Annotated in this window: 20 protein-coding genes; 10 read left to right on the forward strand and 10 right to left on the reverse strand. The window is 38.4% G+C overall.

The annotated features are described in order from the left end of the window. Positions 1-3: 3 nt before the first annotated feature. Positions 4-879 carry a LysR family transcriptional regulator gene (locus tag BI291_RS00885; RefSeq protein ID WP_074495515.1) on the reverse strand — a complete coding sequence of 292 codons (876 nt, stop codon included), beginning with the start codon at positions 877-879 and terminating at the stop codon, positions 4-6. A 90-nt stretch (positions 880-969) separates the two neighbouring features. Here BI291_RS00885 and BI291_RS00890 point away from each other — a divergent pair, with 90 nt between their 5' ends. The 3 genes from BI291_RS00890 to BI291_RS00900 are packed head-to-tail and all read left to right on the forward strand — an operon-like array spanning position 970 to position 2,218. Next, the gene (locus tag BI291_RS00890) at positions 970-1,347 is read left to right on the forward strand and encodes a nuclear transport factor 2 family protein (RefSeq protein WP_074495516.1); all 378 of its coding nucleotides are present in this window, start codon (positions 970-972) and stop codon (positions 1,345-1,347) included. Positions 1,348-1,371: 24 nt separating this feature from the next. Next, positions 1,372-1,578 carry a 4-oxalocrotonate tautomerase family protein gene (locus BI291_RS00895; RefSeq protein WP_074495518.1) on the forward strand — a complete coding sequence of 69 codons (207 nt, stop codon included), beginning with the start codon at positions 1,372-1,374 and terminating at the stop codon, positions 1,576-1,578. Positions 1,579-1,600: 22 nt separating this feature from the next. Beyond that, positions 1,601-2,218, forward strand: a complete 618-nt coding sequence (locus tag BI291_RS00900; RefSeq protein WP_074495520.1) for a glutathione S-transferase family protein — start codon at positions 1,601-1,603, stop codon at positions 2,216-2,218. Positions 2,219-2,260: 42 nt separating this feature from the next. Here the strand turns inward: BI291_RS00900 and BI291_RS00905 are convergent, their stop codons facing one another. Next, a complete protein-coding gene (locus tag BI291_RS00905) occupies positions 2,261-3,502 on the reverse strand; it encodes an MFS transporter (RefSeq protein WP_083601802.1) in 1,242 nt (413 codons plus the stop codon). 198 nt (positions 3,503-3,700) lie between these two features. Here BI291_RS00905 and recR point away from each other — a divergent pair, with 198 nt between their 5' ends. Further along, positions 3,701-4,303 carry a recombination mediator RecR gene (gene recR / locus BI291_RS00910; RefSeq protein ID WP_074495522.1) on the forward strand — a complete coding sequence of 201 codons (603 nt, stop codon included), beginning with the start codon at positions 3,701-3,703 and terminating at the stop codon, positions 4,301-4,303. Positions 4,304-4,338: 35 nt separating this feature from the next. On the opposite strand, the gene BI291_RS00915 is transcribed toward recR, so the two are convergent. Then, positions 4,339-4,719 carry an STAS/SEC14 domain-containing protein gene (locus BI291_RS00915; protein WP_074495524.1) on the reverse strand — a complete coding sequence of 127 codons (381 nt, stop codon included), beginning with the start codon at positions 4,717-4,719 and terminating at the stop codon, positions 4,339-4,341. A 337-nt stretch (positions 4,720-5,056) separates the two neighbouring features. Here BI291_RS00915 and htpG point away from each other — a divergent pair, with 337 nt between their 5' ends. From htpG to BI291_RS00945, 6 genes are all read left to right on the forward strand, one after another. Continuing rightward, positions 5,057-7,018, forward strand: a complete 1,962-nt coding sequence (htpG, locus tag BI291_RS00920; protein ID WP_074495525.1) for a molecular chaperone HtpG — start codon at positions 5,057-5,059, stop codon at positions 7,016-7,018. A 467-nt stretch (positions 7,019-7,485) separates the two neighbouring features. Further along, a complete protein-coding gene (locus BI291_RS00925; protein WP_074495530.1) occupies positions 7,486-7,920 on the forward strand; it encodes a hypothetical protein in 435 nt (144 codons plus the stop codon). Positions 7,921-7,933: 13 nt separating this feature from the next. Further along, positions 7,934-8,233: a S24/S26 family peptidase gene (locus BI291_RS00930; protein ID WP_074495532.1), complete on the forward strand. Its 300-nt coding sequence runs from the start codon at positions 7,934-7,936 to the stop codon at positions 8,231-8,233. Positions 8,234-8,255: 22 nt separating this feature from the next. Further along, on the forward strand, positions 8,256-9,458 hold the full coding sequence (locus BI291_RS00935) for a putative manganese transporter (protein ID WP_074495538.1): 1,203 nt from the start codon (positions 8,256-8,258) through the stop codon (positions 9,456-9,458). A 239-nt stretch (positions 9,459-9,697) separates the two neighbouring features. After that, entirely contained in the window at positions 9,698-10,342 is a 645-nt protein-coding gene (gene adk / locus BI291_RS00940) for an adenylate kinase (RefSeq protein ID WP_074495540.1), read from the forward strand. Between the two features lie 359 nt (positions 10,343-10,701). Beyond that, entirely contained in the window at positions 10,702-11,094 is a 393-nt protein-coding gene (locus BI291_RS00945; protein ID WP_074495541.1) for an MAPEG family protein, read from the forward strand. 2 nt (positions 11,095-11,096) lie between these two features. Here BI291_RS00945 and BI291_RS00950 read toward each other — a convergent pair whose 3' ends face one another. The 7 genes from BI291_RS00950 to hisH all read right to left on the reverse strand — a co-directional run bounded on the left by BI291_RS00950 (position 11,097) and on the right by hisH (position 15,770). Further along, a complete protein-coding gene (locus BI291_RS00950; protein ID WP_074495542.1) occupies positions 11,097-11,552 on the reverse strand; it encodes a GNAT family N-acetyltransferase in 456 nt (151 codons plus the stop codon). A 76-nt stretch (positions 11,553-11,628) separates the two neighbouring features. Then, positions 11,629-11,922 (reverse strand): DUF6559 family protein, encoded by a 294-nt coding sequence (locus BI291_RS00955; protein ID WP_074495543.1) that lies wholly within the window; start codon positions 11,920-11,922, stop codon positions 11,629-11,631. A 118-nt stretch (positions 11,923-12,040) separates the two neighbouring features. Beyond that, entirely contained in the window at positions 12,041-12,919 is an 879-nt protein-coding gene (locus BI291_RS00960; RefSeq protein ID WP_074495550.1) for a hypothetical protein, read from the reverse strand. 119 nt (positions 12,920-13,038) lie between these two features. Continuing rightward, positions 13,039-13,662, reverse strand: a complete 624-nt coding sequence (gene hisIE / locus BI291_RS00965) for a bifunctional phosphoribosyl-AMP cyclohydrolase/phosphoribosyl-ATP diphosphatase HisIE (protein ID WP_074495551.1) — start codon at positions 13,660-13,662, stop codon at positions 13,039-13,041. Further along, positions 13,659-14,432, reverse strand: a complete 774-nt coding sequence (hisF, locus tag BI291_RS00970) for an imidazole glycerol phosphate synthase subunit HisF (protein ID WP_074495552.1) — start codon at positions 14,430-14,432, stop codon at positions 13,659-13,661. The genes hisIE and hisF overlap by 4 nt, the downstream gene beginning before the upstream one ends. Then, positions 14,414-15,151 (reverse strand): 1-(5-phosphoribosyl)-5-[(5-phosphoribosylamino)methylideneamino]imidazole-4-carboxamide isomerase, encoded by a 738-nt coding sequence (gene hisA / locus BI291_RS00975; protein WP_074495553.1) that lies wholly within the window; start codon positions 15,149-15,151, stop codon positions 14,414-14,416. Before hisA ends, hisF begins: the two co-directional genes overlap by 19 nt. Before the next feature lie 4 nt (positions 15,152-15,155). Continuing rightward, positions 15,156-15,770: an imidazole glycerol phosphate synthase subunit HisH gene (gene hisH / locus BI291_RS00980; protein ID WP_074495554.1), complete on the reverse strand. Its 615-nt coding sequence runs from the start codon at positions 15,768-15,770 to the stop codon at positions 15,156-15,158.

Genomic DNA, 15,770 nt, shown 5'->3' on the forward strand with positions numbered 1-15,770 from the left:
GCGTTATTGAAAGCGTGAATACTCCCCAGAAAATACGCCTTTTTGTGCGGTTAATACTTCTTTGATATAACCTCGGCATTGATTAATCTTTGCCGAGGTTCTTAAATCTTGATGATGTAAAATCCACACGGCAAAATCTGAAAGTGGCACATCGACAGGCAGCCTCACTACCTTTTCATCTTGCACAATATCAGGTATGAAACATGGCATTCTAGCTATACCAAAACCAGCTCTAACAGCTTGATGCATCGCATATAAGTCATCTACGCGCATGATGACTTTGGGGTTTTTAAAATATTGTGTTGTCCAAGTAGGAAGGTTCGATTCACTGCCCCATATTATTACTGGCGTATAATCATGTTGAGCCAAGTCTTCACGTTGATAAAGGCCGTGTTGAATATGGGTGATTTTAGTACCAATAAGATAATCGGGGGGGGTTGCGGTGACACGTACTGCTAAATCAGCCTCTCTATTCGCCATATTTCGTAACCCTTTACTCACCAGTAGGTTAAAAGTAATTCCAGGGTGTTGGTCGGAAAATAATTTAAGAGGCTCAGCCATTAAAAACATAAACATGTCGTTTGGCATTGTTAAGTTAATAGTGCCTTCTAATCTGGCATCTTGCCCTAGTAATATGCGAGCAGCTTGATGGGTTTTATCTTGTAATTGCTGAACAATTTCAAAGATAGATGCGCCAGCCTCTGTTAGTTGATAGCCATACTGTGTGCGTTCAAATAATTTTACCCCATGCGCAACTTCCATTGCTTGTACCCTTCGCGATACCGTTGAATGATTAACGCCTAACGAAGTAGCAGCTTTGGAGTAACTTCCTGTTTCAGCAACGGCTCCAAAAAATCTAAAGTCATCCCAGTTGTGCATTTTTGCAAACTCAATGTGTGTTTATTGTGAATTTATCAGTAGTCTGATGTTTTGTAAACTACGCCTATTACTGAAACAGGAGATAAACACATGGATAATATCAGTGCGATAAAGCAACAAATTAACAAATATTTTGACGGGTTATATCACGCAGATGTTTCGAGATTAGCGCAAGTATTTCATCGAAATGCCCGTTATACCAGTATCACGGACGGAGCGCTCATTCATTTATCAATGCCAGAGTATTTCGCGAATGTAGAAAAACGTCAATCACCTTCAAGTAAAGAACAAGTAAGGCAAGATCGTATTCTCACTATCGACGTAGTTGGCAACCAAACCGCCTTAGCTAAAGTGCAGTGTGTTATTTCGCCTAAGTACTTCACCGATTTTTTAAGTTTTATCTACCTTGATAATCAATGGCAAATCATTAGCAAGGTATTTCATTATCAACTAACACCGTTTAAATAATGTTGTAACCACAGGAGAAAGGCCATGCCTTATGTAAAAATACAAGTTACCGATGAAGGGGTAACGAACAGACAAAAACAACGTTTGATTGCACAAACGACCGCAATGTTATCTGAAGTGCTAGATAAAGAACCGGCAACTACATTTGTTGTCATTGAAGAAGTTCCATTAGATAACTGGGGAATTTCAGGACTGCCGGTGAGCGAGTTTCGCCGCACAGCAAATAGCTAATTTACTCTAATAGGAGATAACTATGTATACACTTGTTACGTTACCAGGGACCTGCTCAACAGGCATTCATGTACTATTAAATATATTGGATATTAAGGCTGAAGTTGTTCACCGAGATAAGGTACCTAACTACCAACAGATAGTACCTACAAATCAAGTGCCGGCATTAATCAATGGCGATCTTGTGCTAACCGAAGGTTCAGCGATTGTTTTGTACTTACTTGATAAACATCAAATAACCTTTACTAGTGAGCAAGAAAAAAATACGTTTAATCAATGGTTAATGTTTAATTACGCCACGTTACATCCTGCTTATAGTAAACTCTTTACTACAGCTTCTGTAATGACGGATAGTGAAGAAAAAACAGTGTATTTAAGACAGCTTGCTGAAAATGTTGCTAGACTTTGGCAGATTATTGATAACAGGTTGGCACAACAGCAATATCTTACTGGTAATTCTGTAACTGTTATAGATTATCTATTAGCGATTTATGCTAATTGGGGTAATTATTTCCCAGAGTTAACTATCCCTTTAGGTGATAATGTAAAGAATTTAGTTGCTGATTTAACTCAGCATAAAGTTTTTGTTGACGCTTTTGAGCAGGAAGGCGCAAGCTTTAACTTACCTAAAGGTGCATAATGTATTGACCTTGTAAGTAAATTCTTGCAAGGTCAATAAACGTTAAAGTGCTTTTTGACGGTAATATTTAATGCTTAATAGCAGTAAAATAACGATAAACGGCAAACTTGATGTAACAACTCCAGCCCAACCAAATTGGTATAGTACGACTCCGGCTAACAACGATGCGCTTGCTTGACAGCCAAAAATAACAAAATCATTGAATGCTTGTACCTTATGTTTTTCATCTTCATGATAACTTCTAGGAAGCAATGACGTTCCGGTAAGGAATAAAAAGTTCCAACCAACGCCTAACAATAATAAAGCCCACCAATAGTGAATAACTTGCATGCCAGAATAAGCGATAACTGCAACCACCGCATATAACAAGGTACCAATAAGCATCAGGTGTTTTAAGCCTATTTTCTTCACTAACCAACCCGTAAATAATGACGGAACAAACATGGCAGCAATGTGTGATTGGATAACCCATTTGGTATCAAGCAACGAATGGCCATGCATATGATGCATACTTATGGGAGTGGCAGTCATTAAATAACTCATCAACGCAAAACCAATGGCAGCACTGAGCATTGCAATAATAAATATAGGTTGCTTGATAATGTCTTTCATCGCACGACCACTTCTTTTACCTGTATTAATAATGGGTTTTGCACCATCAAACTGTGTAAATATTATCATTGCTATCACTAATAATACGGCAATAAAAGCAAAGGACCCCGTATAGCCGTGTGGTGATGAAATCCAGTCTTTGGCTGTTACTGCAATTTCAGGGCCTAAGAATGCTGAAAATATACCACTGAGCATCAGTACTGATAACATGGAAGGAACATCTTCTTGATTTTTAGTACTTTCAATCGCAGCAAAACGTAGTTGCTGCACAAAAGCAGCGCAAAAGCCTAGTGACAGAGCGGCAAGGCTAAATAATGTAAAACTTGCTATTTGGGTGGCGATCATCGCCAAGGTGCAACCGATTAAACCTAGAGAAAAACCAAAGAGTGTTGCCGTTTTTCGTCCAAGCTTTTTAGCTAACATTGCCGCTGGTATCGCAGCTGTTGCGACACCTACTATCATTAACGTGATAGGTAAGGTGGCTAGTGATTTATCTGTCGTTAACTCAGATGATAAAATGCCGCCAATAAAAACGATCACGGGTGATGAAGCCATGACTAATGGCTGAATAATGAAAAGTAGGAAAATATTGTGTGGAAGTGTTAACCATTTTTTCAAGATAAATGCGGTGGTGATTAACAACACAAGCGTAATAACTACATTAGATAACATAAAAAATCTCTGGGTTTATAAGCGTTTAATAGGATCAAAAGACAAACGCATAGCAAGCTAAATCTCTGTTTAGGGCGAATGATTTTATCGTTGATATTAAGGTAAATTCTTATCAGTAGATAGAAAAATATCATATATAATTTTAACTTTTCTTGCTGAGTGGTTAGACTAGCGAAAATTGCTTTTCGTTAACTGTGTATGAAATTTAGTCCTTTGGTACAAGAATTAATAACCGCATTGAAATATTTACCAGGTGTAGGTGCAAAGTCTGCTCAACGTATGGCGTTTCAACTACTTGAACGCAATAGAGTAGGCGGTAAGAAATTAGCCGATGTATTGCACCAAGCAATGGAGCATGTACAACATTGCCAACAATGCCGGAATTTTACCGAGCAAAATATTTGCGATATATGTGCGAGTTCAAAACGACAAGATCGTGGTCAATTATGTGTAGTAGAGTCGCCCGCAGATGTTATTGCTATTGAACAAACGGGTGAATTTAACGGGGTTTATTTTATTTTAATGGGCCATTTATCGCCACTTGATGGAATTGGCCCAGAAGATCTAAAACTCGAGGTATTAGAAACACAACTAGCGACACAGCAATACAATGAATTAATTCTCGCGACAAACCCCACTGTTGAAGGTGAAGCGACTGCGCATTATGTTGCTGAGTTAGCCAGAAAATATCAAGTAAGTATTTCGCGTATTGCGCATGGTGTTCCTGTTGGTGGCGAATTAGAGTACGTTGATGGAAATACATTATCGCACGCATTTTCAGGTCGTAAAAATTACCAATAGCAAGGTGCTAGTTGTACCGAAAGCATGGTTAATCGTTATTCTGCTAACCATGCTAACGCTTTAGCTGGATCAGTAAAGTGCTTAACTTCTCCTGTTACAAACCAATTGCTCAATTTAGAAACCGACTCTAGCCAGTCTTTATCACCATAAATAGCTACTTTTCTAAATTCGTTGTTGTGCTTTAAACCAAAAACTAAATCATCCCAAGCAGCTCGTACCTCCCACCCTTCAAATGCTGACGCATCAATAAAAGCGTCGATGTTCGGTGAAACAACTTTGGCGAGTGCTGATTCAACAATGGGAATAATGGCTTGGTAGTCTTCATGGGTTAATTTTCCTGTGAGTTTTAATGAAATAAAGAAGTCATTGTTCGTGCGTTCAAGCCCTATTGTCATGCCGTTTGAAAGTGATGTCATGATACCTACCTTTCTGTTAATTGTTGAAAATATTAACGCTTACTTTGAGTGTAACACTAAATCGACAACCTGCTAAAAAGAGTGAAAACTTAGTAAAGTCGCTGAGGATAATTGGTTTTATCTTTCAGAGTGTACTGGCTTTGTTTTTTATCTTTAACGATAAAGCTACCGCTTATCGTGCCATGATATTGTGGGTAGTAATGGTTCATTGATAAATAAATTTTCTGAATATATTTTTTGTGCTTGATTTTATTTTCGCTATCCCCATATCTGCTCTATCAAGAGGCGTTGTCCTCATTAACACCAATAACAGATAGTAAGATAGGAGATAGCTCGAATGTCTGATGCAGGTCAACCAGAAGTTCATGGCTTTCAAACTGAAGTAAAACAACTTCTTCAATTAATGATTCATTCTTTGTATTCAAACAAAGAGATTTTTTTGCGTGAATTAGTATCAAATGCGGCAGATGCTTCCGATAAGCTTAGATTTGAAGCATTAAAAAATGCTGATTTATATGAAGGTGATGGCGATTTACGCGTTCGCGTAAGTGCTGATAAAGAGAATAATACGGTTACTATTTCAGATAACGGTATTGGTATGACTCAAGAGCAAGTCATTGAGCATTTAGGGACAATTGCAAAATCAGGCACCGCTGAATTCTTTTCTAAACTGTCTGGTGACCAAGCTTCTGATTCACAATTAATCGGTCAGTTTGGTGTTGGTTTTTATTCAGCTTTTATTGTTGCTGACAAAGTAACCGTTCGTTCAAGAGCAGCTGGTGCTAATGCTGATGAAGCTGTTGAATGGCAAAGTGAAGGCGAAGGCCAGTTTACGACGCGTCAAATTGAAAAATCGAATCGTGGTACCGATATCATTCTTCATTTAAAAGAAGATGAAAAAGAGTTTTTAGATGACTGGCGCTTACGTTCAATTGTGACAAAGTATTCAGATCACATCTCAATCTCTGTTGAAATGCTAACACCAGAAGTACCTGCTGTTGAGGCGCAAGATGAAGTAAAAGATGATGAAGGTAATGTGGTAACGCCGGCGGTTGAAGCTAAAGATGCGGTTCCAGCGAAATGGGAAGCGGTTAATAAAGCAACAGCACTTTGGACACGTGAAAAAGCAGACGTTACCGAAGAAGAGTACAAAGAGTTCTACAAGCATGTGTCGCATGATTTTGCCGATCCATTACTTTGGGAACACAGTAAAGTAGAGGGTAATACTGAATATACCTCGTTACTTTACATCCCAAGTAAAGCCCCGTTCGATATGTATAACCGCGAAAAACAACACGGTTTGAAACTCTATGTTCAACGTGTTTTTATTATGGACGATGCAGAGCAATTCATGCCAACGTATCTTCGTTTTGTGAAGGGTTTACTTGATTCGAACGATTTACCGTTAAATGTATCTCGTGAAATCTTACAAGATAACAAAGTAACACAAGCGATCCGTAAAGGTTGTACTAAGCGTGTGTTAAAAATGTTAGAGAAGTTCGGTAAAAAAGATAAAGAACAATATCAAGCTTTTTGGAATGAGTTCGGTCAAGTATTAAAAGAAGGCCCAGCAGAGGACATGGGCAACAAAGAGGCTATCGCTAAGTTGTTGCGTTTCGCGTCAACACATGAAGATTCTTCAGTACAAAATGTGTCTTTACCAGAATACATTGAACGTATGAAAGAAGGCCAAGACAAGATTTACTATGTTGTTGCAGACAGTTTTGAAGCGGCGAAAAATAGCCCGCATTTAGAAGTGTTCCGTAAAAAAGGTATTGAAGTGTTATTGCTTTCTGATCGTATCGATGAGTGGTTAGTGAGTCATTTAACCGAGTTTGATGAAAAGCAATTGCAATCCGTTGCTCGCGGTGGTGTTGATTTAAGTGATTTAGACGATGAAGAATCTAAAGAACAACAAGAAAAGCTTGAAAAAGAGTTTGACTCTGTGGTTAAGCGCATGCAAGAAGCGCTAGGCGATAAAGTTAAAGAAGTGAAAATTTCTAATCGCTTGACAGATTCTCCTGCGGTTATCGTGACGGCTGAAGATGACATGAGTATTCAGATGCAGAAATTGATGGCGCAAGTTGGTCAAGAAGTGCCCGATGTAAAACCAATTTTTGAAATTAATGCTGAACATGATCTCGTGAAGCATGTGGCTGATGAAGCAGACGATGATAAATTTAACCAATGGGTTGATGTATTATTTGAACAAGCAACATTAGCTGAACGTGGTAACTTAAAAGATCCTGCATCATTTGTTACTAAGTTGAATAAATTGATGATGAGTTTAACCAAATAACGGTTGTTCATTAATAACAGTGATTATTTGATACTTGTTTTACTAAAGCGCCGAAAGGCGCTTTTTTTGTGCATGGTCGTTGCTTCGACAGGCAGGGTTCATTGTTGAGCTACACTTAACGATCATGTTGAAAACTACATTCTTTAACTTGCGATGAAAAGCTGACAAAGCTTATCTACATTCATTTATTCAATCCATCAGTTTACTTTCAACAATAAAACAAATAAAAATATTGCAAACGCAAATAACAATGATTATCATTTATCTAAATTGGTTTCATCTATTTGTACGGTTTGATTATGGGTTTTTTACTTACGCTAACAGCCATACACTGTTGTTCAGCAGTAAGGGGTTATAAATCATTTAAACGTCATGTTTTTATGTTGAATCGCAGAGTGATGCAAATCTGTACTAAATAGTATGTTGAACAAAGCCCGTTTATATTGTTAAAAAAAGAAGGAGTTACAATGCAGCATGAGCAATGGCAAGCATTATTAAACAATGGTAATGAATGCTTTTACGATAGACGTTGGTTACAAGCTGAATTTTATTACAAAGAAGCGTATGAGTTGTTGGCGGATAATTATCAAAATAATCCGTATGAAACCGATATTTTATTAGCATGGATCTGCACATGCCATAACCTTTCTGCACTTTTTGAAGTACAGGGTGACCTTGACGTGTCACTTCGATACTTATTAGTTCCCCATGAATATTTGCAAGCATTATCTGATGATAGTGTACGTGATGAAGATGTGAAGCTCATTGCTATAAAGGCACTTAATATTACCTTACAACGGCTATTATCTTTTTCAAAAAAATATCCTATTTGCGAAGACTGTGTAAACAAGTTAAAGGCGTTAAAAGTGCGCTTAGCTCAGAACGAAGAAGTGTTGCATTAAAAGAGGAGTAACGATGCTTGGCTTAAAATTTTGGAAAGTAAAAGGCCACAGTATGGCACCACTATTTCCTCAAAATAGTGCCGTATTGGTGTGTAATTGGTTAAATTTTTTGCCAATAAAAGAAGGGCACCGAGTACTGATAAAGCATAGACGATTTGGCATAGTGGTAAAAACTGTTGCAGTGGTTGATAGAAGTGGCTTTATTTGGGGGAAAGGAGAAAATGAAAAGAGTGAAACAATAGAAGAATTAGGGCCAATTAATAAAGAGCAAGTCATTGGTCGCATTATTTATGTTAATAAAGTGGCAATGTAATCCCTATAAGGGATGATTATTCATGGCAACTTCACTTTATCAAAAAGCATTACTATGGCGAAATACGACAGACTTTCCTCAGTACCGCAGACTCTTCTTGCCTAGCTTTTTATTAGCACTTTTAATAATACCTGAAACGCAAACATTAACCTTAAGCGTGTTGTCTGATGCTTTTTGGCAAGTCGCTGTTTTTGTTGCGATGTCTCTTTTCCTTTATCACTTAGTGGTGAACTCAGTTTCGAATACATCGAGTTACGAATATTTAGTTTCTACCTTCATAAGTACCCCTAATAGGCAAATTATATTGGCTGCTTTTTTAGGGCTGTTGCCTGGTTGTGGTGGGGCAATTATTGTTATTTCGCAATATGTTTCAGGCAGTATGAGGTTTGGCGCTGTTGTCGCGGTGCTTACAGCTACCATGGGAGATGCCGCTTTTTTGTTGCTTGCTGCACAACCTGAAGTGGGTATAGTGATAATCGCTGTTTGTTTTATCGTTGGAGTGTTATCTGGCATCATGGTTAATATGATCCATGGCCATGATTTTCTTCGGCCAATTTCAACAAACACAAGACATAAAAAGAGTTGTAAAACATCAACCAATAAACCGTTAAAACGAGTAATGCTTCAAGGTGGGTTATGGCAGTTACTGTTAACTCCATGTGCAATTATCGCGGTATTGATGGCTGCTCAAATAGAGCTTCCATGGTTGTCGAGCCAACAAAATAGTATTATTTATCGTGGTGGTGCAATGATGGCGTTTTTATTTATTCTCTTATGGGCAACCACAAGTGAAACAAATAGCTTTAAATCGATAGTCGCTGAAGATGATAAGCCCAAACAACATGCTATTTTTCAAAGGGTTGCTTTAGATACAAACTTTATTATTAGTTGGGTGGTTATAGCGTTACTTTGTTTTGAACTCATTGTTTGTTTTACTGATCTACAATTGATTCATCTTTTCTCAGCACTTCCAGCGGTTACACCACTGATCAGCGTATTAGTTGGTATGATCCCTGGTTGTGGACCACAAATTTTAACAACCACTTTGTATCTGAATGGGGCTATTCCATTGTCTGCTCAGCTTGGAAATGCGATTAGTAACGATGGCGATGCTTTATTTCCTGCCATTGCGTTATCACCGAAAGTTGCTGTTATTGCAACGTGCTATTCTGCCGTTCCTGCCTTGATAGTTGCCTACGGGTATTTTCTACTTTTTGAGTATTAAATTGCTATTTTTATAAATGCCTCTGACAAGAGACTTTAGACATTAGTCGAAGATCAGTGTGTAAGCGCTATTTTTTGTTAACTACGAGTAAATTCTTACTTGTTTGCGCTCTGTTGAAAATGTATAGTGTTGCTCGATCAAAAGAAGGTACATTATGTACTCATTTGGCGGCTTAATTGGGCAGTGTTAAAACAGTTAAACGGCCAAATTAGTATTTTTATAAGATAGGGCAAAGTTCTATGCGCATAATTTTGTTAGGTGCTCCGGGTGCAGGTAAAGGTACTCAAGCACAATTTTTAATGACCAAATATGGTATACCACAAATATCTACTGGCGATATGTTACGCGCTGCTATTAAGGCAGGTACCGAACTTGGTAATAAAGCGAAAGCCGTAATGGACGCAGGCCAATTAGTTTCTGACGATTTGATTATTGGCTTGGTTAAAGAACGTATAGCACAAGAAGACTGTAAAAAAGGCTTCTTGCTTGATGGCTTTCCGCGTACTATTCCTCAAGCTGATGCAATGAAAGAAAATGGTGTTTCAGTTGATAGTGTTATTGAATTTGACGTAGCCGATGAAGTGATAGTTGAACGCATGGGAGGCCGTAGAGTGCACCCAGGCTCAGGCCGTGTTTATCATATCGTTTACAATCCGCCTAAAAATGAAGGTAAAGATGATGAAACGGGCGAAGAGTTAATTATTCGTCCTGATGATGAAGAAGGTACTGTACGTAAGCGTTTAGGTATTTATCATGATCAAACAAAACCGTTGGTTGATTATTACAAAGCAGAAGCTGATGCAGGTGCTTGTCGTTACATAACGATCGATGGCACTCAGCCAGTTGAGACCGTCAGTCAAATATTGGCAGAAAAATTGTATTAACAAACAGAATAAGCTAGAGCGTGTTGATCTTTGTTGTTTGAGTTTAGTTGAACCCTTCGGGCAGTACCTATTTGGCATTTCTACTATGTTATCGCTTGATTTGAGTAGAATAACTACACGGCACAAGCTCTGCCTTGTATAAATACCAAACAAATTGCTGCAAAAACAAACTTGAAAGATCAGCACGCTCTAGATCAGGCCTACTTTTTAGTAGGTCTTTTTTTTGCTGATTTGTCAGTTTTTCACTGATATTTGTCTTTTTCCCCCGCTGTAATGTTCATTTAGTTACGATACATTTTAACACGGGGTTATTGTACTTAGATTCAAAGTAGATCTCGTTTTATTTTTTAAGGAAGTTTATGTTAAACATATCAATTACCGGCTTTTACCTTGCGCTATTAGCGTTACTATATATTGGCTTTGCTATACGCATCATTAAATTGCGCTATAAATACAAAACTGGCATCGGTGATGGCGGTCATGATGAGTTGGCACAAGCAGTGCGAGTGCATGGTAACTTTGCTGAATACGCACCCTTAGCCATGTTGATGCTTGCCTGTGCAGAAATTAATGGTAGCTCACAACTATTAATTCATGGAGTAGGCGCTGCATTTTTTATTGGTCGTATATTGCATGGTATTGGTATCACGCAAACGCAAGGGCCAAGCAAAGGTCGACAAGCCGGTATGCTCATTAGTTTTGCTACGCTATTAGTGTTGGCAATTGAAAATATTCGCTTGTTTCTTGGTTAGATCTACTTTGTTTCTTGTATCATGCTGATATGAGGAATACCGTCTTCCAAATAACCACTAGAACATTTTACGAAGCCGTGTGCGTTGTAAAATGTTTCTAGGTGTTCCTGCGCTGACATTTTAATAATCTGCTGAGGAAAATATTGTTGGCATGAGCTTAACGCTCTTTGCATCAATTGATGCCCTAAACCATTACCTCTAGCATCGTTAGCAATAACGACTCTGCCAATGGCTGGGTTTGTTGAGTAGGTTGTACCTGCTGGTAAAACTCTTAAATATGCGGCAAGTTTTTCGTTTTTATACGCCATGATATGACGTGTTTGTATGTGCCTATCTAAATTATCAAGCTCTGGGTAATAACATGTTTGTTCAACAACAAATACATCTACTCTGAGTTTCAGCAAGTCATATAGTTGGTCAAGTGTTAATTCATTGAATGTAGAATCAAGCCAATGCATAAAGCGCCCATAAAAAACGGTCAAATAAGCGTGATGTTATTTGACCGTGTAACATAACTCAATGGTTTTTACTGCTTTATTGCAATATTTGTAAAAAACCACGATAACTTTTTTGTTCAAGATACGTCAGAATTTCTTTCTTATACTCGGCTACATTTAACGAGGGAAATTCTTTATCTAGCACTGTATTTAAATCATTCTGATCTAAAAATAGAATATAACCTAATGGCAAATATTCAGGATTAAAATCTTTTTGATAAACGACAGTTCTAATTTGTGAAGCGGTATAAGCATCTTGAACGCCATACTGCTTTTCGAGTAATGGTAAAAGCTTACTACCATATTTTTTGATAGACCAATATTTAAACATAGCTAATCCTTAGCAGTGACATTGAATCCGTGTATTTTAGGGGCGCTATATTACATATTTGTTAATAAAATATCAATGATTTTTGACTATTTGGTTAGGAAAAAAGGGCTTGTTAGCGTTACTTATTGATAATTTTGATGTTATTTTTATCAACAAAGAATCCCGCCTGAGTATAAGCTTTTGTGATCAATTGTTTCTTTCTTAATAGAGTTAAGCCTTTATTAATAGCAATGAAGGCTTGTTGCCCTAAAGGGTGTTTTTTACTGATCACAAAGTGCCTACTGTCATTTAATACAACACCAACATTTTTAACGGGCACTAAATGAATTTTATCAAGAGTAAATGATTTATCTGGCGTTGAATGAAATGCCATTAACATAAAATCAACCCTCTGAATATTTGTTAAGCGTGCTTGGCTGAGCCATTCATCTTCTCTGATTAATTGTTTAATGGGTAAGCTTTCTAAAGTTCTCCAATCAGTACGCCATTTCGGTGTTGAAATAGCGGTAAACTGTTTGAGATCATCGAGTGAGTTAATCGCTAATACGGCTTTGTTATTCGGACTGGTATAGATACCTGCTACATACTCTCCTTTACGTATAACAGGTGCTGAAATATAGACGTGTTCAGTTAGTGCGTTAGCGTCAGCAAACCAATAGGAATCAAAACTTATCAGTAAGGTACCTTGTTGGATCATTTTAGTATTGCGAAAATTTAATTTTCCTGGATGATATTTAAAGGTATGTTTAAAGCCTCCAAGGGTTAATGCTTGTTGAGCGATAATCATATCAACAACATCACGCCTTATCGTTTTACCGGAAAAGTCTTTGATGTCTAACACATTTCGCCCGTTCAAAAAGTGCTGATAATCTTCATACACATCGTCACGAATAGAAATAACAATATTATCTGCGAGTACATTAGGTGCGTTGAACATGTAAAAGAAAAGAACAGTGAAAATAACGAAGGGTGTTGTTTTATGTGTTATTAAAAGCATAGAGACCTCAACAGCTAAGCCAGTGAAAGTCCATATTCTTTCTTAAGTATAAAGGGATTTTGCAGAATAAGTAGTGCCGATGTGGTTTTTATTACATGGCACTACTTATCCTTGAGTCATTAGGTTTTTTGATGCCTGTTTCGTAACACTTGCATCACTTCGTGAAGATCTATGTTTTTATCTCGTAACAACACGAGCGTGTGATAAAATAAATCAGCACATTCACCCAATAAGTCTTCTTTAGTCTCTGCCACAGCTGCAAGGGCGACTTCAACGCCTTCTTCACCTACTTTTTGTGCAATTTTCGTTGTACCTTTGGCAAACAAAGAGGCGGTATAGCTATCTTCTGGCTTATCTCCTTGGCGTGTGGCAATAACTTGCTCTAGTTGGCTAAGAAAATTCTGTTGAGAAAGCTGTTGCTCAGGGTAGCAAGATTCAGTACCTAAATGGCATGTAGGGCCTATAGGCTCACAGGCAATTAATAAACTGTCGCGATCGCAGTCAGCAAGCACTTGTTTTACGTGCAAATAGTTGCCGGAAGTTTCCCCTTTAGTCCATAAACCTTGCTGAGAGCGACTGTAAAACGTTGCTTTATGTTGCTCAAGGGTCTGCGATAGGGCGTCTGGAGTCATGAACCCTTGCATTAAAACAGCGCCAGTTTTATGGTGTTGAATGATGGCTGGGATCATGTTTTCCATTTTTTTCCAGGCTAAATCTGCCTGATTTTCTTGTGTTACTATCATCGTCTGATCGCTACTTTATGGTTATGTAAAGATTGTTTGAGTTCATCCATGGCAATGATGCCTTTATGGAAAACACTTGCGGCTAAGGCTCCGTCGACATCGGCTTGTTGAAACACATCAATAAAGTGTTCTATTTCACCTGCACCACCTGAGGCAATAAGTGGAACATTACTTGCCTGACGGGCCAGAGTTAATTGTGCAATATCGTATCCTTGGCGAACACCATCTTGATTCATGCAATTAAGCACTATTTCACCTGCACCACGTTGTTGCACTTCTTTGATCCAATCAAAGGTATTCCATTTGGTTTTTTGCGTACGTGTTTCATCACCGGTAAATTGATAAACTTGGTACTCTTGTGTGTCTTTATTATAAAAACTGTCAATACCCACCACGATGCATTGTTGACCAAAAATATCAGCAAGACGAGTGATTAATTGTGGTTCGGCTAATGCGGGTGAATTTATGCTAATTTTATCTGCACCCATTTTTAAAATGAGTTGCGCGTCCAGTTCGGTTTTAATACCACCAGCGACACAAAAAGGAATATCAATGACTTCAGCAATGCGGCTTACCCATGTTTTATCGACAACACGTTGATCAGAGCTTGCGGTAATATCATAAAAAACCAGTTCATCAGCACCAGCCTCAGCGTATTGCTGGGCAAGGGGAACAATATCACCAATGATTTCGTGGTTACGAAATTGAACACCTTTAACCACTTTGCCATCGCGAACATCAAGGCATGGAATTATCCGTTTGGCCAACATGCGATCGCCTCCTCTAAGGTAAACTTACCTTCCAATAATGAACGGCCGAGTATTACGCCACTTACACCAGTAGGAATAAGCGCCTTGATATCGTCTAAGCAACCAATACCTCCAGAAGCTTGCCAATGAATGTTAGGGTAGGCTATACACATTTCTTGGTAAAGGGCGACATTCGTTCCTGTTAACGTGCCATCCTTACTGATGTCTGTACATAACACGTGTTTTAAGCCTGCATTCTGGTATTGTTCGAGTAAGTCTTCCAGTACAACACCACTGTCTTTTATCCAACCATGAGTGGGTAACGTTTTACGTCCTTGCGCATCAATTTTAATGTCTAATGCAAGGACAATTTTTTCATTACCGTATTTTTCTAACCAAGTACTCACTAAAGCGGGTTCTTTGATGGCAAGACTGCCAATAACAACCCGATCTGCACCGAGCTCAAGTAAGTCAATAATATCTTGCTCTGAACGTACACCACCACCTACTTGAATGATCATATTTGGGTGGTTGACTACAGTTTTTAACGTAGAAAGTTGTCGTTTGGTACTGTCTTTAGCACCATCTAGATCAACAAAATGCATCACGGTTGCACCAGCATTAAAGTAAGCATCTTGTCGCTCTTTCGGTGTAAAAGCGTATTGGGTTTTTTGTGCGTAGTCACCTTGAAATAAACGAACTACTTCGCCACTTATCAAGTCAATTGCGGGGATCATCATAAGGCTACATCTCTATAAAATTTTGTATAATTTTGCTGCCAAGCTTGCTTGAGCGTTCAGGGTGAAATTGGCAACCAATGAAGTTATCTTTTGCGATAGCCGCTGAAAATGTTTGTCCATATTCGCAGGCAGCGACAGTAAATTCACTTATCGGAGCAGCGAAGCTATGGACAAAGTAAAAGTAATCACCCGTTTTAATCCCGTTAAATACAGGATGATCGCTAATGTTGGTTAACGTATTCCAGCCCATATGAGGTAAACGTACTCCTTCTGCTTGCAATGGTTTGACGTTTGTCGGTATCAAGCCTAAGCAGTCAATTGGGGTTGCTTTAGCGCCTTCGTCAGAGGCATTGGTCATCAATTGCATGCCTAAGCAAAAGCCTAATGTTGGTTGAGTTAACTGTTGCAACGTTGACACTAAGCCTTTTGCTTTTATATTGGCCATGGCGTGCTTTGCACTACCAACTCCAGGTAATATGACTTTATCAGCCGCATTTATTGCGCTGATATCATCGGTTATGCTCGCTTGGTAACCTATTCTTTTCACTGCAAACTGCACAGAAGATAAGTTTGCACAACCGGTATCGACAATAACGACTTGTTGATTTTTACTACTCAT

The sequence above is a fragment of the Thalassotalea sp. PP2-459 genome, from assembly GCF_001913705.1.
GTDB classification, from domain to species: domain Bacteria; phylum Pseudomonadota; class Gammaproteobacteria; order Enterobacterales; family Alteromonadaceae; genus Thalassotalea_C; species Thalassotalea_C hakodatensis.